Annotated in this window: 21 protein-coding genes; 7 read left to right on the top strand and 14 right to left on the bottom strand. The window is 51.3% G+C overall.

Annotated features, from left to right (window positions below; translation table 11 throughout):
• Window positions 1–96: 96 nt before the first annotated feature.
• From GC128_RS11775 to GC128_RS11805, 7 genes are all read right to left on the bottom strand, one after another.
• Window positions 97–480, bottom strand: coding sequence for a biofilm formation regulator BssR (locus GC128_RS11775; RefSeq protein WP_151994459.1), 384 nt, complete (start codon window positions 478–480; stop codon window positions 97–99).
• 142 nt (window positions 481–622) lie between these two features.
• The gene (locus tag GC128_RS11780) at window positions 623–1,831 is read right to left on the bottom strand and encodes a serine hydrolase domain-containing protein (protein WP_151994460.1); all 1,209 of its coding nucleotides are present in this window, start codon (window positions 1,829–1,831) and stop codon (window positions 623–625) included.
• Between the two features lie 3 nt (window positions 1,832–1,834).
• Window positions 1,835–2,140 carry a hypothetical protein gene (locus tag GC128_RS11785; protein ID WP_151994461.1) on the bottom strand — a complete coding sequence of 102 codons (306 nt, stop codon included), beginning with the start codon at window positions 2,138–2,140 and terminating at the stop codon, window positions 1,835–1,837.
• 212 nt (window positions 2,141–2,352) lie between these two features.
• A complete protein-coding gene (locus GC128_RS11790; RefSeq protein ID WP_407643482.1) occupies window positions 2,353–3,408 on the bottom strand; it encodes an extracellular solute-binding protein in 1,056 nt (351 codons plus the stop codon).
• A gap of 57 nt (window positions 3,409–3,465) precedes the next feature.
• The gene (locus GC128_RS11795) at window positions 3,466–4,302 is read right to left on the bottom strand and encodes an ABC transporter permease (protein WP_151994463.1); all 837 of its coding nucleotides are present in this window, start codon (window positions 4,300–4,302) and stop codon (window positions 3,466–3,468) included.
• Window positions 4,299–5,162, bottom strand: coding sequence for an ABC transporter permease (locus GC128_RS11800; protein WP_151994464.1), 864 nt, complete (start codon window positions 5,160–5,162; stop codon window positions 4,299–4,301). Before GC128_RS11800 ends, GC128_RS11795 begins: the two co-directional genes overlap by 4 nt.
• Entirely contained in the window at window positions 5,149–6,240 is a 1,092-nt protein-coding gene (locus GC128_RS11805; protein ID WP_151994465.1) for an ABC transporter ATP-binding protein, read from the bottom strand. Before GC128_RS11805 ends, GC128_RS11800 begins: the two co-directional genes overlap by 14 nt.
• A 232-nt stretch (window positions 6,241–6,472) precedes the next feature.
• Here GC128_RS11805 and GC128_RS11810 point away from each other — a divergent pair, with 232 nt between their 5' ends.
• The 3 genes from GC128_RS11810 (at window position 6,473) to rimO (ending at window position 9,881) form a co-directional block, all read left to right on the top strand.
• Window positions 6,473–7,303 carry a glycerophosphodiester phosphodiesterase gene (locus GC128_RS11810; protein WP_151994466.1) on the top strand — a complete coding sequence of 277 codons (831 nt, stop codon included), beginning with the start codon at window positions 6,473–6,475 and terminating at the stop codon, window positions 7,301–7,303.
• A gap of 22 nt (window positions 7,304–7,325) precedes the next feature.
• Window positions 7,326–8,438: an ROK family transcriptional regulator gene (locus GC128_RS11815; RefSeq protein ID WP_151994467.1), complete on the top strand. Its 1,113-nt coding sequence runs from the start codon at window positions 7,326–7,328 to the stop codon at window positions 8,436–8,438.
• Window positions 8,439–8,567: 129 nt separating this feature from the next.
• Window positions 8,568–9,881 carry a 30S ribosomal protein S12 methylthiotransferase RimO gene (gene rimO / locus GC128_RS11820; protein WP_034496944.1) on the top strand — a complete coding sequence of 438 codons (1,314 nt, stop codon included), beginning with the start codon at window positions 8,568–8,570 and terminating at the stop codon, window positions 9,879–9,881.
• 97 nt (window positions 9,882–9,978) lie between these two features.
• Here rimO and gsiD read toward each other — a convergent pair whose 3' ends face one another.
• The 5 genes from gsiD to iaaA all read right to left on the bottom strand — a co-directional run bounded on the left by gsiD (window position 9,979) and on the right by iaaA (window position 16,267).
• Window positions 9,979–10,890 carry a glutathione ABC transporter permease GsiD gene (gene gsiD / locus GC128_RS11825; RefSeq protein WP_151994468.1) on the bottom strand — a complete coding sequence of 304 codons (912 nt, stop codon included), beginning with the start codon at window positions 10,888–10,890 and terminating at the stop codon, window positions 9,979–9,981.
• Window positions 10,891–10,892: 2 nt separating this feature from the next.
• A complete protein-coding gene (gene gsiC / locus GC128_RS11830) occupies window positions 10,893–11,813 on the bottom strand; it encodes a glutathione ABC transporter permease GsiC (RefSeq protein WP_151994469.1) in 921 nt (306 codons plus the stop codon).
• Between the two features lie 74 nt (window positions 11,814–11,887).
• On the bottom strand, window positions 11,888–13,426 hold the full coding sequence (gsiB, locus tag GC128_RS11835) for a glutathione ABC transporter substrate-binding protein GsiB (RefSeq protein ID WP_151994470.1): 1,539 nt from the start codon (window positions 13,424–13,426) through the stop codon (window positions 11,888–11,890).
• 37 nt (window positions 13,427–13,463) lie between these two features.
• Window positions 13,464–15,314: a glutathione ABC transporter ATP-binding protein GsiA gene (gene gsiA, locus GC128_RS11840; protein ID WP_151994471.1), complete on the bottom strand. Its 1,851-nt coding sequence runs from the start codon at window positions 15,312–15,314 to the stop codon at window positions 13,464–13,466.
• The gene (gene iaaA / locus GC128_RS11845; RefSeq protein WP_151994472.1) at window positions 15,314–16,267 is read right to left on the bottom strand and encodes a beta-aspartyl-peptidase; all 954 of its coding nucleotides are present in this window, start codon (window positions 16,265–16,267) and stop codon (window positions 15,314–15,316) included. Before iaaA ends, gsiA begins: the two co-directional genes overlap by 1 nt.
• A 383-nt stretch (window positions 16,268–16,650) precedes the next feature.
• On the opposite strand from iaaA, the gene moeA reads away from it, so the two are divergent.
• Together moeA and moeB are read left to right on the top strand one after the other, a co-directional pair.
• Window positions 16,651–17,883, top strand: a complete 1,233-nt coding sequence (gene moeA, locus GC128_RS11850) for a molybdopterin molybdotransferase MoeA (protein WP_151994473.1) — start codon at window positions 16,651–16,653, stop codon at window positions 17,881–17,883.
• Window positions 17,884–17,885: 2 nt separating this feature from the next.
• Entirely contained in the window at window positions 17,886–18,647 is a 762-nt protein-coding gene (gene moeB / locus GC128_RS11855) for a molybdopterin-synthase adenylyltransferase MoeB (protein WP_151994474.1), read from the top strand.
• Here the strand turns inward: moeB and GC128_RS11860 are convergent.
• Window positions 18,635–19,708 (bottom strand): LacI family DNA-binding transcriptional regulator, encoded by a 1,074-nt coding sequence (locus GC128_RS11860; protein ID WP_151994475.1) that lies wholly within the window; start codon window positions 19,706–19,708, stop codon window positions 18,635–18,637. The two genes, moeB and GC128_RS11860, sit on opposite strands and share 13 nt — an antisense overlap.
• Window positions 19,709–20,005: 297 nt before the next feature.
• Here GC128_RS11860 and GC128_RS11865 point away from each other — a divergent pair, with 297 nt between their 5' ends.
• Together GC128_RS11865 and GC128_RS11870 are read left to right on the top strand one after the other, a co-directional pair.
• Entirely contained in the window at window positions 20,006–21,307 is a 1,302-nt protein-coding gene (locus tag GC128_RS11865; RefSeq protein WP_151994476.1) for an MFS transporter, read from the top strand.
• Between the two features lie 15 nt (window positions 21,308–21,322).
• Window positions 21,323–23,686 (top strand): glycoside hydrolase family 31 protein, encoded by a 2,364-nt coding sequence (locus GC128_RS11870; protein ID WP_151994477.1) that lies wholly within the window; start codon window positions 21,323–21,325, stop codon window positions 23,684–23,686.
• Window positions 23,687–23,735: 49 nt separating this feature from the next.
• On the opposite strand, the gene GC128_RS11875 is transcribed toward GC128_RS11870, so the two are convergent.
• Entirely contained in the window at window positions 23,736–25,331 is a 1,596-nt protein-coding gene (locus tag GC128_RS11875; protein ID WP_151994478.1) for an ABC-F family ATPase, read from the bottom strand.
• Window positions 25,332–25,492: the final 161 nt, after the last annotated feature.

A 25,492-nucleotide genomic window follows, 5' to 3' on the forward strand; every position in this document is an offset into this window, starting at 1 on the left:
CTCCTTATCGGTTACCCGATAAGGTTAGTCGTCCATAAATGGGGGGATGGGAATTTTACAAAAACTTGAACAAGGGGGAGTCGCCTCCCCCATATATCACGACTCTACGGCCAGTTGGTGGCCCATAATATCTTTCAGGCTGTCGGAAAGTTCAGACAGGCAGCTTTCCAGTTTTTCGGCATCGATGGCGATATATTGTGGGCAATCGTGGCGCCCGGTCATCAGGCAAACTCCGGCAGAACACACCGCACTCATTCCGTGGTTAATACTTTCCATTTCTTGCGCTGCAAGGTGGAATTTGAGGCGTATGGCCTTCTCACGATACTCAGTAGACAAATCGAACAAGTTATCGCGCAGATGCTCAGTTTCATTCACAGACATATAGCCTTTCGCTTTTCTCAAAGAGAGATAAGCGGCGATGTCTATTTTGGCGATAATCATCTTTTTCAAGAGATCGCGTTTGAGTGGCTCCCCAGTCATACATTTACCCTCCGTGTGGTTTGAATCGATAACACACACTTATAGTATGGATAAATTTTAAGCTACCCTGTCTTTTTTGCCGTGTTTTTTGATCCCTGGCAACAACCTTTACAATGGCTAACAATCGCAGTGAAACAAAGGATTACGCAGCGGCATTGACACTACAGGTCGCAGCCTGACGCTGCTCCTCAAGCATCTGGCGTAACACACTGTGCCCAAGGTTATTTTGCCAGGTGAAACTATTTTGCAGCACTACAACGGCAAAATGATTCACGCGATCAATACCTATATAGCTTGAGTAACCGCCAATATATCCCACCTGATAAGTGATGGATTGCTCGCCATAGGTATCTGTCACCCAGGCAATATTGGCGGCTTCTTTATCCCGTGGATAATAGACCTGCATCGTATCGTGAATCGCTTTATCCAACGTTGCATCACCAGTGCTGGCAAGATGCGCGGCGGCATAAGTCAGTAAATCTGCAGTGTCGGTATACAAACCACCCGCGCCAAGCATATTGCCGGTGAACTGCCAGTCAGGCACAACTTGCCCGCGAGGGATAAATTTCGGCTGGCTGCCCGCATGGCCAATCGCCCGCTGCGAGTAACGTCTTAATTTGTGAGGGGTAAAACTGCTGTTGCGCAGATTCAGCGGATCAAAGATCAGCGACTGAACCAGTTGGTCGGCACGCTGCCCGGTTTGATAACGCAGAACGTAATCCAGCACCGCGTAGCCAAGGTTGGAATAACGTGGCGCATCACTATGAGGTTTTGAGAAATCAGCCAGGTCATGCACCACATCGTCGCTATCAAGATGGGCATAGAAATTCTCACCGTTACCCAGATAGCGAATAAAGGCTGCCAGCATCGGCAAGTCCATATTTTGCCGGGGCAAACCAGAAGTGTGCGTCACCAGTTGCAGCAGGGTGATTTTTTTCGCGTCGTCACTTAACGGCACCGACGGCGGCAGCAAAGTTTCGAGGGTATCTGACCAATGCAGACGCCCCTGCGCCACTAACATCGCGGTCGCCTCGGCAGTCATGCCTTTACTCAACGACCCCACGGCAAACAAGGTATGTTCATTGACCGGCTTATTGTGCTCGGCATCGGTGATACCAAAATGCCAGTAATGGCGCTGATTCCTGGCATCAATCACCCCCACCACCATGCCGGGTGATTGCTCCTCAACCATGGCAGGGAACCATTGGTTGATATCACGAGTCGCGGGCTCCCCGCAGGCTCGCTGGGCTTTTTGCGGCACTTCAGCCTCAGGAGCAACATTCGACAGCGTTCCACACCCCGCCAGCATAAAACCGAGCAGCAGCGTACTCAGGCGACGGGGCGCAATCATCAGTTAGTTTGCCGCCACACAAGGTTTAGCATCAAGGCCGACAAGCATGGTGCGGTTTTCACCGACTTTTTTCAGGCCGAAGTTGCTGCTGTGGTAGCGATAAAATGCCTGTCCGCCGCTCATACTTTGATAGGAGTAACGATCGCCGTTATACCAGGCGTAGTCGCCATCGATAGCAAGTTTTTCACCGCCACAAACAAATTTTTGCGCTGTTGCCGGTGGGGTATTCAGCGGCGTAGGAATGATGTTGCAGGCGCTGATCGACAGGAAAGCAATTAGCATCCCGGAAAGGGCTAAAAACTTGAGCATAATTAGGTTCTCTTTTTTTTCGAAGCACGCGAGGGTTTTAAAGGCGAGAATGATAATAGAGGCTGCTGTCCTGGTAAGCAAAAACTAAGGCACTTCAATGATTCTGAAATTTCATCTCGTGCTACAGGATAAGCAGCCAATTAGCTCAGACGGCGTGACACAATAGTTGCTCTCAGAACACAACGCCGCCGCGGGTAATAACAGGATCTGGATTATTGCAGGGTGACCTGACGTACAAATTCTTTTCTGAGCTGCATACTGTATTCCTTGCCGTAAAACTGCGTTGGGGATTCCGGCTGTGTACTAGGTGATTTAAGCTGTTTATTCATGGGGACGCTACCAAAAGTAGCATGGAGTGCCTGCTGGGTGTCAGCCTGCACAAGCCAGTTGAGAAATACTGCCGAGGCCGCAGGATGTGAACTATTTGCGGCTATCGCGGCAATATTGCCACCGCCTGGCATACCAAATTTGGGAACATAAAATTTCAAACGCCCGGTAATTGCCCCAGTTTTTTGTAGCCCCATCATATGGTCTTCCCATGCCGGAACCAGCAACAATTCACCATCGTTCAGACGTGTCAGGCTATCGGCACCCGATGCGGTTTGCGTGATTTTCTCTTTATTCGAGGCAAACCACTGCCAGCCTTTGCTCCAGTTTTTAACGATAGCAGGGTCAACTTGTGTGGCGTTGGCATCGAAGTCTGCACTGGATATTGTCACAATCCGCTGAATAAAGGCTTCTCCTGCTCCGCCATTATTAGGGTCGTTATAGCCAAATTTCTTCGGGTTAGCGTCAATAAAACGCTGTAAGTCCTCCAGAGTTTGGGGAAGCGGCTGATTTCCCATCTGCTGCGGGTCATAAGCCATTCCAGTCTGATTTCCCCAGAATGCGACGGCATACCCTTCAGTATCGACGCTTTGCAGTTCATGTAGCGCATCTTTATAGGTTGGTAGCCAGTCAACCTGCGCCAGCGCATTAGCTTTTCGAGTAATGGGTAATTGTGCAACTGACAGGGCAATGACATCCATTTTCCCTTTTTCACGGCGGGCTTCCGCCAACAGCTTATTCATATTTCCATCAATAGATCCTTCGGGAATGCGTACCTTGATACCGTATTTTTTCTCAAAATCACTCACGAAACTTCGCCACTGAGGTTGCAGATACCAGACGTTAAACGTGACAGTACCTTCCGCTTTTGCCTGGGCAACCACTTGATCCCAGCTTTGTTGTGCCAATGGGTTTGCGGAGGCAAATGTGCTGTACAACATGCCGCCGAGCAATAAAAGTGCACCTGTTTTCATGTTTATATGCTCCATTATCAAGGATCACGCCTTGCCGGTTGACTGTGACAGATAATTCCCTTTCAGCAGTTTCTCGATGATGACCATTAAAATCACATTAGGGATAACTAATATCATCGACACCACTGCTGCGTCTGGACGTACAAATGAATAACCGAGGAAGGAGTAGAGAATGGTTGGAACCGTAATAAAATCGGGTGCGCCAAGTACGTAGGAGATGCTGAACTCTTCGAGACTGCGCACCAGGCAAAAAATTAGCGCGGCCAGAAAACTGGGTTTTAGCAAAGGCAGAAAAGCATTACAGAAAGTCCCCCAGTGGCTGGCACCTAAATCACGACTGGCGTCAATCAAGTCCTGCGGTACCGCTTTGAATCCGGCAGACATGATGCGAATAGAATAAGGCAATGTCAGCACGGTATGCCCTAGCACAATACTGATAAACGCATTGCTGATGTTCAAGCTCATCAACATCGCACTGAAGAATATGCCAATAATCATCCCCGGCATCACCAATGGGATAAGCGTGAGCATTTCCGCCAGTGCTTTACCACGAAAACTCATCCGACCAAAGGCGTAAGCAGTAGGAAGCGACAGCAACAAACTGAGCATGGCAACCGTTGGTGCAATGGTATAGCTGTTGAATAATGCCTCGGACAATGAAGTTTTCTGCCACACCAGTAGCCAGCGATTAAATGACAACACCTGTGGGAACAAATCCGGGTAACTCCAGGGATGTTGCGGATCAACCAACGACCAGAGTATCGCCATTGAAAATGGCAATCCTAACCACACCAAATTGACCAGAATAAAGAACAGGAGTGAAATCTTGACGATGATGCGTCCATTCGCAGTGTGACTCATTTGACTTCTCCTTTGCGCGTAGCAAGCGGCGTCAAAACAGTAGCAATCAGCAATGTACCCAGCGCGGCACTTAGCATGATGATCACGGCAATGACTGCCGCGTTATTCCATTCGCCATACTCCATCGCAGTGGCCTGCATCAGGCGTGCCAGCGAATATGTGTTACGCGGTCCCGCTACTGAAAAGAAGGCAAAATCACCAAGGGCACCGATGAAAATCAGGATCAGCGACACCTGTACTGCGGGCAGTGTCAGGGGGAATATCACATCACGAAAACGCCGCCAGGAAGAGGCACCAAGATTGCTGGCTGCATCCAGTACATCGGTACGGATGGAGTTTACAGAGCCCCCCACCAAAATGAGCGCAAAGGGTAGGTTCTTCCAGATTTGCAGTATCACCACTCCCCAGCCAAAATCGTCGTTTTGCATTCTTAGCGGCTCGTCAATTATGCCCAACGCCAGCAACAATTCGTTGATAACACCATGATAAGCAATAATATTAACGAATAGAAAAGCAGCAACCAAGCCGGGGATAAACATCGGCGCACGCAATACTGCAACAATCCCTTCCCTGGCGACCAGCGGTTGGCGCAACCACAGTGCTAAGGGATATGACAGCAACACCGCCCCGAAAGCCCCCAGTGCCGACACCTTCACGGAATAAAATAAAGCACTATGTAAAACGGGATCCTGTAAGACATTTTGCCAATACTCCAGCGAGAAACGGCTGTCGCCGGATAAATTGAAATAGCCAATGCTCTGTACCAGCACGACATAAAAAGTAGAGCCCATCAGCAGCAAAATGGTGCCCAGCCCGCTGAGCATCAACAACCACGCAGTCAGCTCGTTATGCCATTTCATTGCTGCCCCCCACTACAGGTTCCAGAAAGTGGATGGCGTCTTCTGGCAGTTGGAAACAAACGCGTTCACCAATCTCCGCCTGCGGTTTTTTAATCAGTTGCAGGCGCACCGACAGGCTATTCTCATCGTTATCCCCCCAGGCTTCGGTCAGGTTGCCCATAAACGCCATTTTGCGCAGTGTCAAAAAGAAATGGTTATCACCCTTACGAGGTTGCGGCACAAAGCGCGCATCTTCTGGCCGCCAGCAAATATAGCTGTGCTCTGCTTGCGGAGGCCTCGGGGAACGCACGTAAAATTCACCTAATTTGCAGCGCACGCAGTAATAGCCAGGTTGCTGGGCCGGGGTGATGCGTGCGGTATCAATATTGGCAGCACCGATAAAATCGGCCACAAAACGGTTAGCCGGACGGTAATAGATCTCCTCCGGCGGCCCAATTTGCTCAATGCTTCCGGCGTTGAGTACCACAATTTTATCTGACATGGTCAGCGCTTCAGCCTGGTCGTGAGTGACGTAAATAGAAGTGAGCTGATACTGGCGTTGTAGCTCTTTGATTTCGAACCGTACACTCTCGCGCAGTTTGGCATCCAGATTGGATAGCGGTTCATCAAAAAGTACTACATCCGGTCGAGTCACCATTGCACGAGCCAGAGCCACGCGCTGCTGTTGCCCCCCAGAAAGCTGAGCAGGCATTTTCAGGTGCTGATCCTTTAAACCGACCTGATTAAGCACCTGTGTCAGCCTCCCCTGTTGCTCGTTAATCGGCAGCCCTTTTTGCTTTAAACCAAAGCAAATGTTGTGCGCCACATTCAGATGGGGAAACAGCGCATAGGACTGGAAACACATGGCAGTGTTGCGTTTCTCAGGAGGCAGATTGTTGACGTTTTTGCCGTTAATCCAAATATGACCGCTATCCGGCTGATGAAAACCACCGATCATTTTCAATAGCGTGGTTTTCCCGCAACCGCTGGGCCCGAGCAGAGTCACGAACTCCCCCTCTTGTGCCTCAAAAGTAATCTCACGGGCAGCATAAAAATCCCCAAATCGTTTGGTGATCTTCTCAAGTCGAAGCGTTGACATGACAGGTATGTCCTTTGATAATTCGATGGCTATTAAATTTACACACTAAACATTAATTTTATGTGACACGGATCTTTAAAATTAAAAAATACATTGAAATGAAATTTAAATGTAAAAATATCAACAACTTAATTAAAAATAAGCCGCGGGCAAATTGTTTATCTTTTTATAATTAAATTTAAATAGTAAATTTAATTGCATCATAAATTGATTGCCCAAGGAACAGATCATCATGGCGTTTAACTTCCATCGCGCAGCACAAGGTGTCGTGCTGGCCAACAGTCATCGTGGCTACTCCAGCCATTACCCGGAGAACACACTCCCTGCATTTTTGGGGGCTCGGGAAGCAGGAACCCACTGCATCGAAATTGATATTCACCTGACAGCGGATAATGAGTTTGTCGTTACGCACGATCATCGTATTGACCGGGTTTCAACAGGAACGGGGTTTGTTGAGCAGATGACGCTAGTGCAACTACGGCAATTCGATTTCGGGATTAAATACCACCCGAGCTTTGCCGGGACACCGATTCCATTGCTAAAAGAGGTGCTTCGCTGGGCGGTTAGCAACGATGTGGGGCTGATTGTTGAAATAAAACAACGACGCCGCCACGACGAGTTTGTGCAGCATCTTGTGACGTTATTGCGTTCTATGCCGCAGGCACTGTCACATATCCAATTGTTGGGGTTCAATCATGTGCTGACTAACCGCGTTAAGACTGAAATTCCCGAACTGGCGTTGCAGGTGGTGACGCTTGAACGTTACAACAACCAATTGGCAGCCGTTCAGCAATCTAACGCGAGTTGTGTCTGCTTTGAGTATGAATTTGCTCATGTAGATGATCTGCGTGCTTACAAACAAGCTGGGCTAGGGGTGCGCATGTACCTGCATGAAGTGAAAAATGGCATGACTCCCCTGGAGCAGTATCAGCACAAATTCGGGTATGATAGTCGTCCTGAGATCCTCGGCTGGTTGCGTGAAGGGCTTATCGACATGCTCAGTCACGATGATATTCCTTACCTGCAAGCTTTAATTGAAGAAGCGGGTTTGCGCTGGGCCTGATAACAAAAATGATAACCATACTATGAATGTAAAACCTGACTGTCTGGAATTGCGTCCAACCCAACGTTTACTGTTGGAACTCATCCGCCGACATGCTCCCGTAACGCGTACTGAATTGGCACGATTATCTAACCTCACTGGCGGGGCTATCACGCAACAGTGTCGCGAGTTGCTGTTCAGTGGTTTGGTTATCGAAGGTGAACGCAATATGGGGCAACGTGGGCAACCATCGTTACCCTTAAGACTCAATCCTGGTGGTGCCTGCTCTCTCGGGTTGGCATTCAGCCCGGGTTTTATCAACTTAACGCTCGTCGATCTCAGCGGACGTAAACTGTTCAGTGTTTCTGAGCCGCATCAGGAAAATCACCCTCTCGAAACGACTCTTAAGCAGATCAAAGCACTGATCGAGCAGACGTTAAAAAAACGTCAGTTGCAGCATGCACGTATTTTGGGAGTGGGTTATGCCGTGCCTGGTTTTTTAAAAACTGACGGCAGAAAGCGCCACTGTGTGGCGTGGCTTGCAAGCTGGCGTGATACAGACCTTCAACAGGCATTTGAAAATAATCTGCCATGGCCCACCTGGGTTGAAAATAATGCTAATGCATCCGCGATTGGTGAGTTGTATTCCGGCATGTGGAATGACTACCACGACCTAACATTTATCGATCTTGGCTATGGCATCGGTGCTGGAATTATTGCTGATGGCAAACTGCTACGTGGCGGTTTTTTAAACGCTGGTGAAGTCGGAATGGCATTCCCGGCGGAAAAACCACGCCCGTCACTCAAAGATTTACTCGCAACACTTGAACGGGAAGGCTTCAGCGAGGCGCAACTGCCTGAACTGCTCGCCACACAACACTCGGCAATGGAAGCATGGTTTACTCGTTGCGCTGAACAGGTAGAACAGACCATCATGGGTTGTCTGCAATGGCTGGATCCGCAGTTGATAATCCTAGGGGGTGCAATGCCCAAAGCGATAACGCAACGCTTGGTCAATACAGTGACGCAAAGATTAGAATTGCGGCTTGATCCAGAAAGGCCAAAAGTCCGTCTGGTGAGTTCGCCTATTGGGGTAGAGAGCGCATCATGGGGAGCGGCAATGATCCCGTTATATCAGGTCATTAATCAGCGTTAGAGTGTTATTAATTTCTCTGGTTTTGATATAAGCACAGGTAACAAGCAAGTTACGAGTAGAGCCACACCCAAAACCCGTGTAGAATCGCCCGGTTTTTCTTTTATTGATTACTTTGTGAGCGTGACCTGTATGCAACAACCCCGTATTGGCTTTGTCTCCCTCGGCTGCCCAAAAAACCTCGTCGATTCTGAACGAATTCTGACTGAGCTGCGCACCGAAGGTTACGATGTAGTGCCTAGCTATGATGATGCCGATATGGTTATCGTTAACACCTGTGGCTTTATCGACAGTGCCGTACAAGAGTCGCTCGAAGCGATCGGAGAAGCGCTGAACGAAAATGGCAAAGTGATTGTGACCGGCTGTTTAGGGGCCAAAGAAGATCAAATCCGCGAAGTGCACCCTAAAGTTCTGGAAATCACCGGCCCACATAGCTACGAACAAGTTTTGCAGCACGTTCACCACTATGTGCCAAAACCAAAACACAACCCGTTCTTGAGCCTGGTGCCGGAACAAGGCGTGAAACTGACCCCGCGTCACTACGCTTACCTGAAAATTTCCGAAGGCTGTAACCACCGTTGTACCTTCTGCATCATCCCTTCAATGCGTGGCGATCTGGACAGCCGTCCGATTGGCGATGTGTTGTCTGAAGCGAAACGTCTGGTTGATGCGGGCGTGAAAGAGTTGCTGGTTATCTCGCAAGATACCTCAGCTTACGGCGTGGACGTTAAGCACCGCACCGGTTTCTACAACGGTGAGCCGGTGAAAACCAGCATGGTTAGCCTGTGTGAACAACTGGCAAAACTCGGCGTCTGGACGCGTCTTCACTACGTTTATCCATATCCGCACGTTGATGATGTGATTCCTTTAATGGCGGAAGGCAAAATCCTGCCGTATCTGGATATCCCTCTGCAGCACGCCAGCCCGCGTATTCTGAAGCTGATGAAGCGCCCTGGTAGTGTTGATCGCCAGTTGCAGCGCATTAAGCAATGGCGCGAGATCTGCCCGGATCTGACTCTGCGTTCTACCTTCATCGTTGGCTTCCCTGGCGAAACCGAAGAAGATTTCCAGATGCTGCTCGACTTCCTGAAAGAAGCGCGTCTGGATCGCGTCGGTTGCTTTAAGTTCAGCCCGGTTGAAGGTGCTACCGCCAACGAACTGGCCGATCCTGTGCCAGAAGAAGTAAAAGAAGAGCGCTGGAACCGCTTCATGCAGCTGCAACAGCAGATTTCTGCTGAACGTCTGCAAGAAAAAGTGGGCCGTGAGATTCTGGTGATCGTTGATGAAGTTGACGAAGAAGGCGCGATTGGCCGCAGCATGGCTGACGCTCCAGAAATCGACGGCGCGGTTTATCTGAATGGCGAAACCAAACTGAAACCAGGTGATGTCGTGCGCGTGAAAGTCGAAAACGCGGACGAATATGATCTGTGGGGTTCAGTGGTTTAATTTCTGAATGTCGGATGGCGCTACGCTTATCCGACCTACGAAAAGACGTTGTAAGGTGGATTAGCGCAAGGGACATCCACCTTTTTTTATCCTCTGATTACCCTTTTATCTTCGGGTCAAGGGCATCGCGCAGCCCATCCCCCAGCAAATTAAACGCCAGCACCGTCAGGAAAATCGCCAGACTCGGGAAGAGTGCGACATGTGGCGCGATCACCATATCCGCTCGCGCTTCGTTAAGCATCGCGCCCCACTCCGGCGTTGGCGGCTGTGCACCTAAACCCAAAAACGACAAACTCGCCGCAGAAATTATCGACGTGCCAATGCGCATGGTGAAATAGACCACAATCGACGAAACCGTCCCCGGCAGAATATGGCGAAAGATGATGGTCGCGTCCGAGGCACCGATACTGCGTGCCGATTCGATAAAGGTTTGATGTTTTAGTACCAGCGTGTTGCCACGCACCAGGCGGGCGAAGGCCGGAATACTGAAAATCGCCACCGCGATAATCACGTTCGACATTCCGCTGCCCATCACCGCGACGACGGCAATCGCCAGCAAAATCCCCGGAAAGGCAAACAGCACATCGCAAATGCGCATAATCACCCTGTCCCACCAGCCTTCGTAATAACCGGCCAGCAAACCGAAGAACGTGCCAATCAACGCGCCGATTAATACAGAAAATACACCCGCTGCCAGCGAAATTTGTGCGCCAACCAGCACGCGGCTGAAGATATCGCGCCCGAGGGAATCCACGCCAAACCAGTGCAGCATCGACGGGCCATCGTTGAGCCGGTCGTAATCAAAATAGTTTTCCGCATCGAATGGGGAAATCCACGGCGCAATCAGAGCGATAACAATCAAAAACAGTACGAACATCCCAGCAAACATTGCCACAGGTTGCTTACGCAAGCGGCGCAGAAATTCGTGCCACGGCGTGCGCACCTGCTGTGGCCGAACTATCGGCATCGCGTTCAGTACCGCCTGGCGGCGCCAGTTAAAGAGTCGCATCCTTACTTGTACCTGATAGCTGGGTTAATGGCGGCGTACAGCAAATCCACCACTAAGTTGATGACAATAAATTCCAGCGAAAACAGCAACACTTCCGCCTGAATCACCGGGTAGTCGCGCATTTCGACTGAATCCACCAGCAAGCGCCCAAGCCCCGGCCAGTTAAAGACTTTTTCGACCACGATTGAGCCGCCGAGCAAGAAACCAAACTGGAGCCCCATCATGGTGACAACGGGAATCATGGCGTTGCGCAGGCCGTGTTTGATCACAATCAGCGTTTCGCTCACGCCCTTGGCGCGGGCGGTGCGCATGTAATCTTCTTGCAAAACATCGACGAACGAAGCGCGGGTAAAACGTGCCATCACCGCCGCGACTGCCGCGCCGAGAGTAATCGATGGTAAAACGTAGTGCTGCCAGGAATCCGCGCCAACGGTCGGCAACCAGCCCAGCTCAACGGAGAAAACCTGCATTAGCAACATACCAAGGGCGAATGCCGGGAAAGAGATACCGGATACGGCAATGGTCATGCTTAGCCGGTCTGGCCAGCGGTTGCGCCAGACGGCAGCAACAATGCCAGTGAACAGGCCGAAAATCACTGCCCAAACCATGCTTGTGATAGTCAGCCAGAAAGTCGGCATAAAGCGGCTGGCGATCTCTTCGGAAACCGGGCGTCGCGAAACCATTGATGTGCCGAAATCGCCCTGCAAAATATTGCCGATGTAATGCAAAAACTGCTGCCACAGCGGCAAATCCAGCCCTAACTGTTTACGCACCATCTCGATAACTGTGGCGTCTGCTTCCGGCCCGGCAATCAAGCGAGCCGGGTCACCAGGCAACATATGGACGAACAAAAACACCAGCACCGCGACAATCAACAGTGTAGGGATAAGACCCAGCAGACGTTTGAGGAAGTAGTTAAACAATGGCGCTCCATCGGGTTAAGTATTGCGGTGGATGTCGCTTACGCTAATCCACCGTACAACAGCACAGTCCGTTGTTATTTCAAATCCGCATCATCAAAACTAAATCCGGTATCCGGCATCACATAAAAACCGCTAAGGTTTTTGCTGTGTGCAGAAACCAGTTTTTCAACCACCAGTGGCACCCACGGAGACTCTTTCCAGATAGTGTCCTGCGCGTCTTTATACAGCTTCGCTTTATCATCACGATTGGTGGTTTTCAGCGCCTCAGTCAAATCTTTATCAACCTTCGGGTTGCTGTAGAAAGCCGTGTTAAACAGTGTTGGCGGCCAGTTTGATGAGGCAAACAATGGCGACAGTGCCCAGTCTGCTTCGCCGGTCGAGGCCGACCAGCCGGTGTAGAACATTCTCACACCGCTCTCTTTCTGCCCTTTGCCTTCTACTTCAGCGGCACGCTGCCCGGCATCCATCGCCGTGACTTTCACTTTAATGCCGACCTGCGCCAGTTGCTGCTGGGTGAACTGCAATACTTTCTGGGCGGTGCTGTGGTTGTGCGATGACCACAACGTGGTTTCGAAACCGTTCGGATAACCCGCGTCTTTCAGCAGTTCGCGTGCTTTTGCCGGATCATACGGCCACGGTTTGTATTTTTGCGCGAAGTCGATTGATGGCGGCACAACGCCTTCGGCTGGGGTCGCATATCCGGCAAACGCCACTTTCACTAGCGCCTGACGATTAATCGCGTAATTAATCGCTTCACGTACTTTCGGGTTATCAAACGGCTTTTGCGTCACGTTCATGCTGAGATAGCGCTGCATGATGGATGGCGATGCCACCAGTTCCAGCTTGTCGTTTTTCTCAAGCACTCCTGCCTGCTCGTAAGGGATTGGGAAGGCAAACTGCGCCTCGCCGGTTTGCAGCATGGCCGCGCGGGTATTGTTATCAACTACCGGGCGCCAGGTGATGGTGTCGAGTTTAGGCAGGCCCTGTTTCCAGTAACCGTCGAATTTCTTCACCTTCACAAAATCGGTCTGGTTCCAGGTATCCAACTGATACGGGCCGGTGCCCACCGGGTGGAAGCCAATCTCTTTGCCGTATTTTTTCAATGCAGCCGGTGAAATCATCGCCGTTGCCGGGTGGGCCAGAATATTAATAAACGCCGAGAACGGCTGTTTGAGGGTGATTTTTACCGTGTTTGCGTCAACCGCTTCGGTGCTTGCAATCGCTTTATACAGGTTATAGCGCTTGAGATGGTTTTCCGGATTGCTGGCGCGATCAAGGTTCACTTTCACCGCGTCGGCGTTGAAGTCGGTGCCATCCTGGAATTTAACGCCCGGATGCAGTTTGATGGTGTAAACCAGCCCATCGTCTGAAATGGTGTAGCTTTCCGCCAGCACATTTTGCAGTTTCATCTCTTTATCAAGGCCGAACAGCCCCTGATAAAACGACTTTGCTACCGCCTGTGAAAGCGTGTCATTGGCATCATACGGGTCAAGCGTGGTGAAGTTGGATGCAACAGCGACGACAACATCCTTTACAGCAAATGCCGGTGTGGCGATGACGCTGGTCGCAAGAACCGCTGCCAGCAGCCATTTTTTATTCTCAAATATGGTCATTGTGTTCCCCTGTTTATCCTTGGCCGGAATATTATTTTTACTGGGGCCGGGCGACAAAATGCCCCGGTCCCACATTTACAAGCGTTGCAACCTTCGGTTCACTCCCCAGTTTGTGCGTGCTACTGGGGATGTCATCAGAAAGCAAAACCGGTTTTGGACGACGATGTGCGGGATCTGCAACCGGAACCGCCGCCATTAATTTTCGGGTATACGTGTGTTGCGGGTTTTCAAACACCGCGCGTCGCGGGCCTATTTCAACAATTTGCCCGAGATACATCACCGCAACGCGATGGCAAATACGCTCCACCACCGCCATATCATGAGAAATAAACAAAAAGGCAATGCCAAATTCGCGCTGTAGGTCGAGTAATAAGTTGATGATTTGCGCGCGAATCGAAACATCCAGCGCCGAGACAGACTCATCGGCAATCACCACCTTGGGATTAAGTGCCAGCGCTCGTGCAATGCAAATACGCTGGCGTTGCCCGCCAGAAAATTCGTGCGGATAACGCCAGGCGTGTTCCGGCAGCAAACCAACACGCTCCAACAACCAGGCTACACGTTGCTGAGCCTGCTCTTTGGGCATTACGTTATGTACCAGTAATGGTTCCATAATCGAATAACCCACCGTCAGGCGTGGGTCAAGCGAGGCATACGGGTCCTGGAAGATAAACTGGATGTCTTTGCGCACATGCTGCATGTCCGCATTTGAGAGCGTGTCGATGCGCTGCCCGTTAAAGTGAATGCTGCCACCCTGGGTTTCTACCAGCCTCAATAATGCCCGCCCGGTGGTGGATTTGCCGCTACCCGACTCACCCACCAGTCCTAACGTTTCGCCCGGCCATAAATCAAAACTCACTTTTTCCACCGCATGAACACGGCTGGTGACGCGGTTAAAAATGCCGCTGCGAATATCGAAACGTGTCACTAAATCGCTGACTTGCAAAATGGGAACGGAACCGGGGGCGACGGTGTCTTGCTCAGTTTCCGGTTCTTGCTGCTCAGGATTCTCTGGATTGATCAGTGGGAACTTACAGGGCAAATCGCGCCCATTCATCGCACCAAGGCGTGGCACCGCAGCCAGTAATGTTTTGGTGTAAGGATGCTTCGGTGCATTAAAAATCTGCTCCACAGTCCCCGTTTCAACCGCCTTACCGCGATACATCACCAACACGCGGTCCGCAATATCCGCCACCACGCCCATATCGTGAGTGATAAAAATCACCCCCATTTGCATTTCATCTTGCAGGACGCGAATAAGCTGGAGGATTTGCGCCTGGATGGTGACGTCCAGTGCCGTCGTCGGTTCATCGGCAATCAGCACCGCCGGGCGGCATGAGAGTGCCATGGCAATCATCACACGCTGGCGCATGCCTCCTGAAAGCTGATGTGGGTAGCGCCCTAAAATAGCTTTCGCCTCTGGGATACGTACCCGTTCGAGCATACGGCGCGCTTCCTCAATCGCCGCGTGTTTATCGAGCCCTTGATGCAAACGAATAGACTCGGCGATTTGCTCGCCAACCGGAAACACCGGGTTTAGCGATGTCATCGGCTCCTGAAAAATCATCGCAATATCTGCACCACGCACATGGCGCATTTGCGATGAGCTTAACTCTGCTGGTTCTATCACCTGGCCATTTCGGCGACGCAGCAGGACTTTTTCGCTTTCGACAATGCTTGCTGACTTGTCGAGCAGGCGCATTAACGCCAACGCAGTGACTGATTTCCCTGAGCCAGACTCCCCGACGATCGCCAGTGTTTCCCCGCGCTTTAGCGTAAATGACAGGTCTGACACCGCCTGGGTATCGACTTTTTCCTGGCGAAAGCTAACGTTGAGTGCACTGACAGATAGCACTTCATCTTCGGGCAGTTCATGACTATGGGGCATCAATGCTCCTGGCTGCTATAGATTCCTACGCTCGGAGCATCACCCACGTAACCGTAGCCGCGATACATTCCTTCGCTGTTAAAAGGCAGTGCCACATTGCCCTCGTTGTCGATGGCAATCACTCCGCCGCTGCCTTCTAGCGCCGGGAGTTTTTCCATCACCACACGTTCTGTCGCCTGATGCAGGCTGAGACCAGCATATTCCATCAGAGCTGCAATATCGTAGGCCGCCAGCGTCTTCATAAACACTTCGCCGGTTCCAGTACATGAGACCGCAACGTTTGCGTTATTGGCGTAACAGCCTGCGCCAATAATTGGCGAATCCCCGACGCGGCCCGGCATTTTGTTGGTCATGCCACCCGTTGATGTAGCCGCCGCCAAATTGCCATATTGATCGAGCGCGACGGCACCGACGGTGCCAAATTTGGTATCCGGTTTAATCGGCTCGCCGCCATCATGATCCAATACGGTTTGCTGGTTTGCGCGGGCACGCTGTAGTTGATCCCAACGTTCCTGCGTGAAAAAGATGTCCGGAGATACCGGTTCAAGCCCCTGCTGCTCGGCAAAGTTTTCCGCGCCGCTTCCAATCAGCAACACATGTGGGCTGTGCTCCAAAACCTGGCGAGCCGCCAGAATCGGGTTGCGGATATGGCTCACACCCGCCACTGCACCCGCTTCGAGGGTGTTGCCATCCATGATGCAGGCGTCGAGCTCATGAGTGCCGTCGTGGGTAAAAACTGCGCCGATACCGGCGTTAAATAGCGGGCATTCTTCGAGTAACCGCACGGCTTCGGTGACGGCATCCAGCGCACTGCCTCCGGCGGCCAGCAATGCCTGGCCCGCCTCAACAATGTCCGATAATGCTTTGATATAAAGCAGCTCTTTTTCGGGGCTAAGTTGCGCACGAGTGATGGCTCCCGCGCCACCGTGAATCGCGATTACTGCTTTGCTCATTTCGACATTGCCTTGTCAGAGTTCGTTGTATTGTCGGAGTCCGTTGTGTTGTCGAATGGCGCTGCGCTTATCCGAGCTACGGAAACTACGAAAGCTATAAATATCAGAATAGTGACTGTTAACTAATACGATTTTTGAATATAGAAAGATGTAAATGTGATGTAAAGGGAAATGGCGCCTTGGGTTACTCCTCTTACCCTAAATAATTCGAGTTGTGGGTAGGCGGCAAGGGAGCTTATCCCCAGGAGCTTACTTGAGTAAGTGACTGGGGTAAGTAAGTGCAGCCAACACCCCCACAACTTGAAGTATGACGGGTATATCAGCCAGCGGCGTTTCTCTGCCATAATGTCCGACATATTTTTCCCCGCGCCGCAGGAGCTTTCATGGAATTTACCGCCGGGCTTATCCCGCTTGAAACCGCAATGGAACAGATGCTTTCGCGTATTGTTCCTGTCACTGAGTCTGAGTCTATCCCTTTGCTGAAGGCGTGTGGGCGCATTACGTCGCACCCTGTCACTTCTCCAATTGATGTTCCGGGTTTTGATAATTCAGCAATGGACGGTTATGCGGTGCGTCTGAAAGACCTGGTTCTGGGAACGGCATTGCCGGTAGCAGGAAAAGCCTTTGCCGGGCAGCCTTTTGCCGACGAATGGCCGCAAGGCACATGCATTCGCATTATGACTGGCGCGCCGGTGCCTCAAGGAACCGATGCCGTTGTGATGCAAGAAGAAGCCACCGTGACGGAAAGCGGCGTGCGCTTTAACGAAGCGGTGAAAAACGGGCAAAACGTGCGTCTGCGCGGTGAAGATATTCGCCAGGGTGGCAGCGTGTTGCCTGCGGGTAAAAAGCTGACGGCGGCGGAATTACCGCTGATTGCCTCGTTGGGGATTCCTGAAGTCGCGGTATTACGCAAAGTTCGCGCGGCAGTGTTCTCAACCGGCGATGAACTGCAACTACCGGGCACACCACTTGGCGACGGTCAAATATACGACACCAACCGCCTGGCGGTGCATATCATGCTCGAGCAACTGGGCTGCGAAGTGATTGATTTAGGCATTATCCGCGACGACCCGGAAGCCCTGCGTGCGGCATTTATTGACGCCGACAGCCAGGCCGATGTGGTGATCAGCAGCGGCGGTGTTTCCGTCGGTGAAGCGGATTACACCAAGCAATTGCTCGATGAGTTAGGCGAAGTTGGTTTCTGGAAACTGGCAATTAAACCGGGCAAACCTTTTGCCTTTGGCCGCCTGAAAAACAGCTGGTTCTGCGGCCTGCCGGGTAACCCGGTTTCTGCGGCACTCACTTTCTATCAACTCGTGCAGCCGTTATTAGCCAAATTAAATGGTCAGCAAGGAAATGCCCTGCCACCTCGCCAGCGTGCTCGCACGGTCGGACGCCTGAAAAAGTCACCGGGCCGCCTCGATTTCCAGCGCGGCATGATGCGCACCGGCGAAGACGGGCAATTAGAAGTGCTGAGCACAGGCCACCAGGGCTCCCATATTTTCAGCTCATTTAGCCAGGCCAACTGTTTTATCGTGCTGGAACGCGAGCGTGGCAATGTTGATGCAGGCGATTGGGTTGAGGTTGAACCATTCAATCACCTGTTCGGGGGCTAAAGATGAGCGCTGAATTAAGCGACCAGGAAATGCTGCGCTATAACCGCCAGATTATTCTGCGCGGTTTTGATTTCGACGGGCAGGAAGCGTTGAAAGCTGCGCGTGTATTGGTTGTTGGGCTTGGCGGGCTGGGTTGTGCCGCCGCCCCGTATCTTGCCGCTGCCGGTGTCGGTCACCTGACATTGCTGGATTTTGATACCGTGGCGCTGTCGAATTTGCAGCGCCAGACGCTACATCGTGATGCCACTATCGGGCAGCCGAAAGTAGACTCCGCACGGGATATGCTGGCGGCAATCAATCCCCATATTCAGATTGAAACGGTGAACGCGCTGTTAGACGAGGCACAACTGTTGGAACGGGTGGCGCAACACGATTTGGTGCTCGACTGCACTGATAATGTGGCGATTCGCAACCAACTTAATCAGTGCTGTTTCACCACTAAAAAACCGCTGGTTTCCGGCGCGGCGATTCGTATGGAAGGGCAAATCAGCGTGTTCACTTATCAGGATGGCGAACCTTGTTATCGCTGCCTGAGCCGCCTGTTTGGCGAGAATGCGCTGACCTGTGTGGAAGCGGGCGTGATGGCCCCGCTAGTCGGGATAATTGGTTCATTGCAAGCGATGGAAGCTATCAAGCTACTGGCCAATTACGGCTCACCAGCAAGCGGAAAAATCGTGATGTACGATGCGATGACCTGCCAGTTCCGCGAAATGAAACTGCCGCGTAACCCGCAATGTGAAGTGTGCGGAACTCACTCGTCATAAAGCCCTACACTACTGACCGCCGTATGGCTCTTGTTTGGGCGAATACGGCGCACTGACTCTCGCACCACCAGCATGCCATTGAGCAGTAAATTCCCGACCGGTGCATCCGGACGAATTAAACGTTGCTGGAGTATATGCACGGCCTCTTCGCCAAGCTGGTCACGCGGTACATGAACCGAGGTCAGCGGCACATCATGAATAGCAGCCAGATTAAAACCGTCGATACTCATCACTGAAATATCGTGCGGCACGCGTAATCCCGCATTTTGAAGTGCGCTCACAGCCCCTGCTGCCATAAAATCACCACCGACTAACAAGGCGGTTGGTAGCTGATGACGAGGCGTCTTTTCCAGAAACTCACTGATTAATCTTTCGCTCTCTTTAGCACTGAAATTTTGCGCGGTTATCAAATGCTGCGCATCATCAAATCGCAGATTGTTAGCATCCCAGGCATCACGAATCCCGGCCAGACGTAACTCCATCGTATAGCGGCGCAGGCAGAGCAAATTGACCACAGCTTTGTGCCCCTGCTCAAATAAGTAGCTTGCCGCATAGTCGCCAATCAGTTGGTGATCGGGTGCAACGCCGGGAAGGCGCATTTTGCGGTCGCGACAGTTGATCAACACGCAGGGCTTACCGAGATCGAACGCCAGATCGTGGATGTGTGGATCATCAATGCCTAATAGGATCGCCGCTTCCGTCTCCACTTCATTCATTTTGCTCAGAAACATATTGGCATCACTGTCGTTTTCTTCGAGAGCGCAGTAGCGTAGCCGCACTTCATGCGGTGCCAGCGCCTTACTCACGCCCTGTGTAACACGATAATAAAAGACATCAGACCGCTCATCAAAGGCACGTTGTGGCGCAAAAACGACCAGACTGTTAAGTAACATGCGCCCCGCAGCCATTCCTGCCAGCACGCCTTTTTGACCAGCGCAGTTCAGCACTTGCAGGCGAGCTTGTTCGCTGGTGTTCGATTTTCCAGCCAACACGCGTGACACAGTGCTAATTGAAAGCCCTGTTTCGGCAGCAATTTCGGCAATTTTTAGCTTTTTACTCATTTTGTGATCTGCGCCCATTTCAGCCATGAAAAAATTTTCACGATGAAGTGTAGGGCTTTATCACTGGCATTTTCGTTATCGAACGCACGAATTCTTCTTTCATATGAAAATTTTTGCACAAAAGTCGCTATTGGGCATTTTCTAACTGTTTTACGCTCACTCCATTGCCGCAACTGAACCTGCCAGTTTGCGGCAAAAAAGCCTATAAAATAATTATTAATCAAATAGATACAACTTTCACAATTTCGAAATTGTGGCAAACATTCCGATAGACACTGCTTCTACGTGGAGAACGACATGAGTCATGGCATAAATCCGGGAGTTACCGCCATTAAGGCAAAGCGTACCGTCCGCAACCTTCGCTGGTGGGTGCTGGTCCTGTTTTTGTTAGGCGTTACCGTTAACTACATCACCCGTAACTCACTGGGTATTTTAGCCCCAGAGCTGAAAACCAGCCTCGGCATTACCACCGAGCAATATTCTTGGATTGTCGCCTCATTCCAGCTTGCCTATACCCTGTTCCAGCCAATTTGCGGCTGGTTGATTGATGTCATCGGCCTGAAACTCGGCTTCCTGATTTGTGCCGGGATCTGGGCTGTGGTGTGTGTGATGCACGCGGGTGCCGGTAGCTGGATGCATCTGGCAATTTTGCGCTTCTTTATGGGTGGCGCAGAAGCCGCAGCAACACCGGCAAATGCCAAAACCATTGGTGAATGGTTCCCGAAAAAAGAACGCCCTATCGCCGCGGGTTGGGCGGGAGTCGGTTTCTCTATTGGTGCCATGCTTGCACCGCCAATTGTTTATTTTGCGCATGCCTCTTTCGGCTGGCAGGGCGCGTTTATGTTTACCGGCGTGCTGGCAATGTTGTGGGTGATTTTGTGGTGGTTGTTCTACCACAACCCTGAACAACACCCGAATCTGAGCAAAGATGAACTGGAGTTCATCAAGCAGGATAACGAACCCGCTGCGGTGAAATTACCTTTCCTGACTGCACTGAAAACGGTTGGCAAAAATAAACGTTTCTACGGTATCGCGATTCCCGCATTTATGGCTGAACCAGCCTGGGCGGTACTGAGCTTTTGGGTTCCGCTGTATCTGGCAAACGAACGAGGTATGGACCTCAAACAAATCGCAATGTTTGCCTGGCTGCCATTCCTCGCAGCTGACCTCGGTAGTGTGGCAAGTGGTTATCTGACCAAGCTTTATACCCGCTGGTTTGGTTGCTCCCGCACCAACTCCATCGTGGCAAGTTCGGTTACCGGTGCATTCCTGATGATTTCTCTGGCATTGGTTGCCATCACCAAAGACCCGTACGTCACCATCGCCCTGATTTCAGTCGGCGGCTTCGGGCACCAGATAATCTCCTGCATGTTGAGTGCACTGGTAGTGGACTCCTTTGATAAAGGACAAATGGCCACGGTCAACGGCATGCGTGGCTCTGCCGCCTGGATTGCCAGCTTCTTGTTCTCACTGCTGATTGGTGTCACCGCTGACAAGATTGGCTACAACCCTCTCTTTATCGCCATGGGCTTCTTTGACCTGATTGGCGCTGTATTCCTGATTTCTTTTATTGCTGAACGCCGCACCAAGCGTGCCTGAAACGGATTGTGAATAATGAAAATTTTGAAGACCTGGACACTATTGAAGTCTGATGCCAACCACGTGGAACTGAGCGTGGATGGGAAGCACCGCCTGAACCTTTTTGTGCTGGAACAAGGCATGTTCCGCGTGCTGATTAAACGCGAAAACAAGCTGGCGCTGAACCGTACGTGGAGTATCGCGCCAGAAAATGATGTGCCTTGGGAAGGGCGTAACCGCGAAAGTCTGGAAGGTTTTGCATTGCCGGGTTTCACCATGGAAGAACTCGGCGATACGCTTCGCATCAGCACCGATAAACTGCGTGTGACTGTTCACCAGCCGCTGTGGCTTGAATGGGAATATCTGAACGAAGCAGCCCAGTGGCAATTCCTGGCAAGCGACCGCCCAACGAGCGCTTATTTACTTAACGCACATGGCGATGGCGTGGCGCACTATCAGCGACGCTATAAAGAAGAGCAGTATTACGGTTTAGGTGAAAAAGCGGGTCCACTTCAACGTACCGGTAAGCGTTATGAAATGCGCAACCTGGACGCAATGGGCTATAACGCAGAATCCACTGACCCGCTCTACAAACACATTCCGTTTACCATCACACGCCGCCCGGATGTGAGCTTCGGGATGTTTTACGACAACCTGAGCAGTTGCTGGCTGGATTTGGGCAATGAAATCGACAACTATCATCTGCCCTATCGCCGCTGGCAGGCTGAATCTGGTGATGTGGATTACTACATCTTCCTCGGCCCGCAAGTGCTGGATGTCACCAAAGCGTTTGTGCGCCTGACGGGTAAAACGCTGTTTGGCCCGAAATGGAGTCTCGGGTACAGCGGTTCAACGATGCACTACACCGATGCGCCCGATGCGCAAAACCAGCTGATGAGCTTTATCAAACTGTGTGACGAACATGCGATTCCATGCGATTCATTCCAGTTGTCATCGGGTTATACCTCAATCAATAACAAACGTTACGTGTTCAACTGGAACTACGACAAGGTCCCGCAGCCGAAAGTGATGAGCCAGTCGTTCCACGACGCAGGCATTAAACTTGCTGCAAATATTAAGCCGTGCCTGTTGCAGGATCACCCTCGCTACCAGGAAGTGGTGGAGCAAGGTCTGTTTATTAAAGACTCCGAAAAAGATAGCCCGGAACGTTCAATCTTCTGGGACGATGAAGGTTCACATCTCGACTTCACCAATCCGGCAACGGTGAAATGGTGGCAGAACGGTGTCACCACGCAGTTGCTGGAAATGGGTATCGATTCTACCTGGAACGATAATAATGAATACGAAGTGTGGGATGGCGAAGCGCGCTGCCACGGTTTTGGCGAAGAGATTGCTATCAAAAATATCCGCCCCGTGATGCCACTGCTGATGATGCGCGCCTCTTTGGAAGCACAGCAGAAGTTTGCTCCCGAAAAACGCCCATACTTGATCTCACGTTCCGGTTGCGCGGGGATGCAACGTTACGTGCAAACCTGGAGCGGCGATAACCGCACCAACTGGAATACGCTGCGCTACAACACCCGTATGGGCGTGGGCATGAGCCTGTCCGGGTTGTACAACGTGGGGCACGATGTCGGCGGTTTCTCCGGCGACAAACCAGAAGCCGAACTGTTTGTACGCTGGGTTCAAAACGGCGTGATGCATCCGCGTTTCACTATTCACTCGTGGAATGACGATAGCACCGTCAACGAACCGTGGATGTATCCATCGGTAACTCCGGCAATTCGCAGTGCTATCGAAACACGCTATCGCCTGTTGCCGTACTTCTACACCCTGCTGTGGCAAGCACATGCGGACGACGAGCCGATGCTGCGCCCGACGTTCCTCGACCACGAACACGACACGAAAACCTTCGAAGAGTGTGACGACTTTATGCTGGGCCGCGATTTGCTGGTGGCAAGTGTGGTGGAAGAAGGCCAGCGAGAGCGCGAAGTCTGGCTGCCTGAAAATGGCGCGGGTTGGTACGACTATTACACCGGCCAATGGTATAGCGGTGGCCAAAGTATTGTTGTTGATGCTCCGCTTGAATGCCTGCCACTGCTGGTTCGCGCCGGTGCTGCCCTGCCGCATTCTGCACGCATTACGCATGTGTTAGCGAGCGCTGACAATGTTCGCGAGCTGAAAGTGTATCCGCTGCAAGGTAGCGGTATTTCTCACGGTAGCCTGTTTGAAGATGACGGCGAGTCATGGGGTTATCAGCAAGGCAACGCGCTGTGGCTGAACTGGGAAATTCGCTGTACGGCAGACGAGATCCGTGTGGAGTTCACCCGCAAAGGTGATTACATCCCAGCATGGAAAGAGATGGCGTTAACGCTACCGGCGGGTGAGAAGCGCCGTTTGATCGTTGACGGGAAAGAGCAGGATTTCTGGAAGATTTAAGACATAAAAAAACCGCCGAAAGGCGGTTTTTCATTGATTATCAATAACCTTAGTTATCGATACCTTTACTACGCAGGTAATCTTCGTACCCACCAGTAAAGTCAATCAAGCGCTCTGGCGTAATCTCAATCACGCGGGTTGCCAGCGAGCTAACAAATTCACGGTCATGGGAAACGAAGATCAGCGTGCCTGGGTACATTTCCAGCGCCATGTTCAGCGATTCAATGGATTCCATATCCAGGTGGTTGGTCGGTTCATCCATGACCAGAACGTTAGGGCGTTCCATCATTAATTTACCAAACAACATGCGGCCTTTTTCGCCACCGGACAGCACCTTCGCAGGCTTTTTGATATCGTCCTGGCTGAACAACAGACGGCCAAGGATGCTGCGCACCGCTTGCTCGTCGTCACCTTCTTGCATCCACTGGCTCATCCAGTCGAACACCGTCAGGTCATTTTCGAATTCGTATTCGTGATCCTGTGCGTAATAGCCAATTTGCACATTCTCAGACCACTTCACAGTACCTGCATCTGGAGTCAGTTCAGAGACCAGAGTTTTAAGCAAAGTGGTTTTACCCACGCCGTTGGTACCCAGAATGGCGAGTTTCTCACCCACTTCCAGCAGCATGTTAACGTCTTTGAATAGCGGGCCGTTATCAAAGCCTTTAGCCAAACCTTCAACTTCAAGCGCATTACGGAACAGTTTCTTGTCCTGCTCGAAGCGAATGAACGGGTTCTGACGGCTGGATGCTTTCACTTCGTCCAGTTTGATTTTATCAATCTGGCGAGCACGAGAAGTCGCCTGGCGAGATTTAGAGGCGTTGGCGCTAAAGCGGCTAACGAAGGATTGCAGGTCAGCAATCTGCGCTTTTTTCTTCGCGTTATCAGACAACAGACGTTCACGCACTTGTGTTGCCGCTGTCATGTATTCGTCGTAGTTGCCTGGATAAACACGCAGTTCGCCGTAGTCCAGATCCGCCATGTGAGTACAAACCATGTTCAGGAAGTGACGGTCGTGCGAAATGATGATCATGGTGCTGTTACGTTCGTTGAGCACGGTTTCCAGCCAACGAATGGTGTCGATGTCCAGGTTGTTCGTCGGTTCATCAAGCAGCAGAATTTCTGGGTTTGAGAACAGAGCCTGCGCCAGCAACACGCGCAGTTTCCAGCCTGGAGCAACTTCGCTCATCGGGCCGTAATGTTGTTCTACAGGAATGCCTACGCCTAACAGCAGTTCACCCGCGCGTGCTTCAGCGGTGTAACCGTCCATTTCGCCGTACAGGACTTCCAGATCGGCAACTTTGTAGCCGTCTTCTTCGCTCATCTCTGGTAACGCGTAAATACGGTCGCGCTCTTCTTTTACTTCCCAGAGTTCAGCGTGGCCCATGATTACCGTGTCGAGAACGGTGAATTTTTCAAAGGCAAATTGATCCTGACGCAACTTACCGAGGCGTTCGTTCGGATCAAGTGAAACGTTACCCAGCGTTGGCTCTAAATCGCCACCGAGGATCTTCATAAAGGTAGACTTGCCGCTACCGTTAGCGCCGATCAAGCCGTAACGGTTGCCGCCGCCAAATTTGACAGAAATATTTTCAAACAACGGCTTACTGCCGAACTGCATTGTGACGTTACTGGAAACTAGCACAGAGATGTCCTGGTAAAAGAAGGTTTGTAATATGTGAGATCGGGCACATTATGCCATAACTCAACGTGCAGATCGCTCTGCTTGTGCGCTGGTGATAAAATAATCAATGTGCAAAAAAGTGTGATTTAATCCACATCTGATTTCCCAGGCTGAGGGAATGC

The sequence above is a fragment of the Buttiauxella massiliensis genome, from assembly GCF_902500225.1.
GTDB lineage: Bacteria > Pseudomonadota > Gammaproteobacteria > Enterobacterales > Enterobacteriaceae > Buttiauxella > Buttiauxella massiliensis.

Bases quoted from the DNA above. Each gene is read 5' to 3' on its own strand.
- GC128_RS11775 (WP_151994459.1), bottom strand. From the start codon at position 480: ATGACTGGGGAGCCACTCAAACGCGATCTCTTGAAAAAGATGATTATC.
- GC128_RS11780 (WP_151994460.1), bottom strand. From the start codon at position 1,831: ATGATTGCGCCCCGTCGCCTGAGTACGCTGCTGCTCGGTTTTATGCTG.
- GC128_RS11785 (WP_151994461.1), bottom strand. From the start codon at position 2,140: ATGCTCAAGTTTTTAGCCCTTTCCGGGATGCTAATTGCTTTCCTGTCG.
- GC128_RS11790 (WP_407643482.1), bottom strand. From the start codon at position 3,408: ATGTTGTACAGCACATTTGCCTCCGCAAACCCATTGGCACAACAAAGC.
- GC128_RS11795 (WP_151994463.1), bottom strand. From the start codon at position 4,302: ATGAGTCACACTGCGAATGGACGCATCATCGTCAAGATTTCACTCCTG.
- GC128_RS11800 (WP_151994464.1), bottom strand. From the start codon at position 5,162: ATGAAATGGCATAACGAGCTGACTGCGTGGTTGTTGATGCTCAGCGGG.
- GC128_RS11805 (WP_151994465.1), bottom strand. From the start codon at position 6,240: ATGTCAACGCTTCGACTTGAGAAGATCACCAAACGATTTGGGGATTTT.
- GC128_RS11810 (WP_151994466.1), top strand. From the start codon at position 6,473: ATGGCGTTTAACTTCCATCGCGCAGCACAAGGTGTCGTGCTGGCCAAC.
- GC128_RS11815 (WP_151994467.1), top strand. From the start codon at position 7,326: ATGAATGTAAAACCTGACTGTCTGGAATTGCGTCCAACCCAACGTTTA.
- rimO (WP_034496944.1), top strand. From the start codon at position 8,568: ATGCAACAACCCCGTATTGGCTTTGTCTCCCTCGGCTGCCCAAAAAAC.
- gsiD (WP_151994468.1), bottom strand. From the start codon at position 10,890: ATGCGACTCTTTAACTGGCGCCGCCAGGCGGTACTGAACGCGATGCCG.
- gsiB (WP_151994470.1), bottom strand. From the start codon at position 13,426: ATGACCATATTTGAGAATAAAAAATGGCTGCTGGCAGCGGTTCTTGCG.
- gsiA (WP_151994471.1), bottom strand. From the start codon at position 15,314: ATGCCCCATAGTCATGAACTGCCCGAAGATGAAGTGCTATCTGTCAGT.
- iaaA (WP_151994472.1), bottom strand. From the start codon at position 16,267: ATGAGCAAAGCAGTAATCGCGATTCACGGTGGCGCGGGAGCCATCACT.
- moeA (WP_151994473.1), top strand. From the start codon at position 16,651: ATGGAATTTACCGCCGGGCTTATCCCGCTTGAAACCGCAATGGAACAG.
- moeB (WP_151994474.1), top strand. From the start codon at position 17,886: ATGAGCGCTGAATTAAGCGACCAGGAAATGCTGCGCTATAACCGCCAG.
- GC128_RS11860 (WP_151994475.1), bottom strand. From the start codon at position 19,708: ATGAGTAAAAAGCTAAAAATTGCCGAAATTGCTGCCGAAACAGGGCTT.
- GC128_RS11865 (WP_151994476.1), top strand. From the start codon at position 20,006: ATGAGTCATGGCATAAATCCGGGAGTTACCGCCATTAAGGCAAAGCGT.
- GC128_RS11870 (WP_151994477.1), top strand. From the start codon at position 21,323: ATGAAAATTTTGAAGACCTGGACACTATTGAAGTCTGATGCCAACCAC.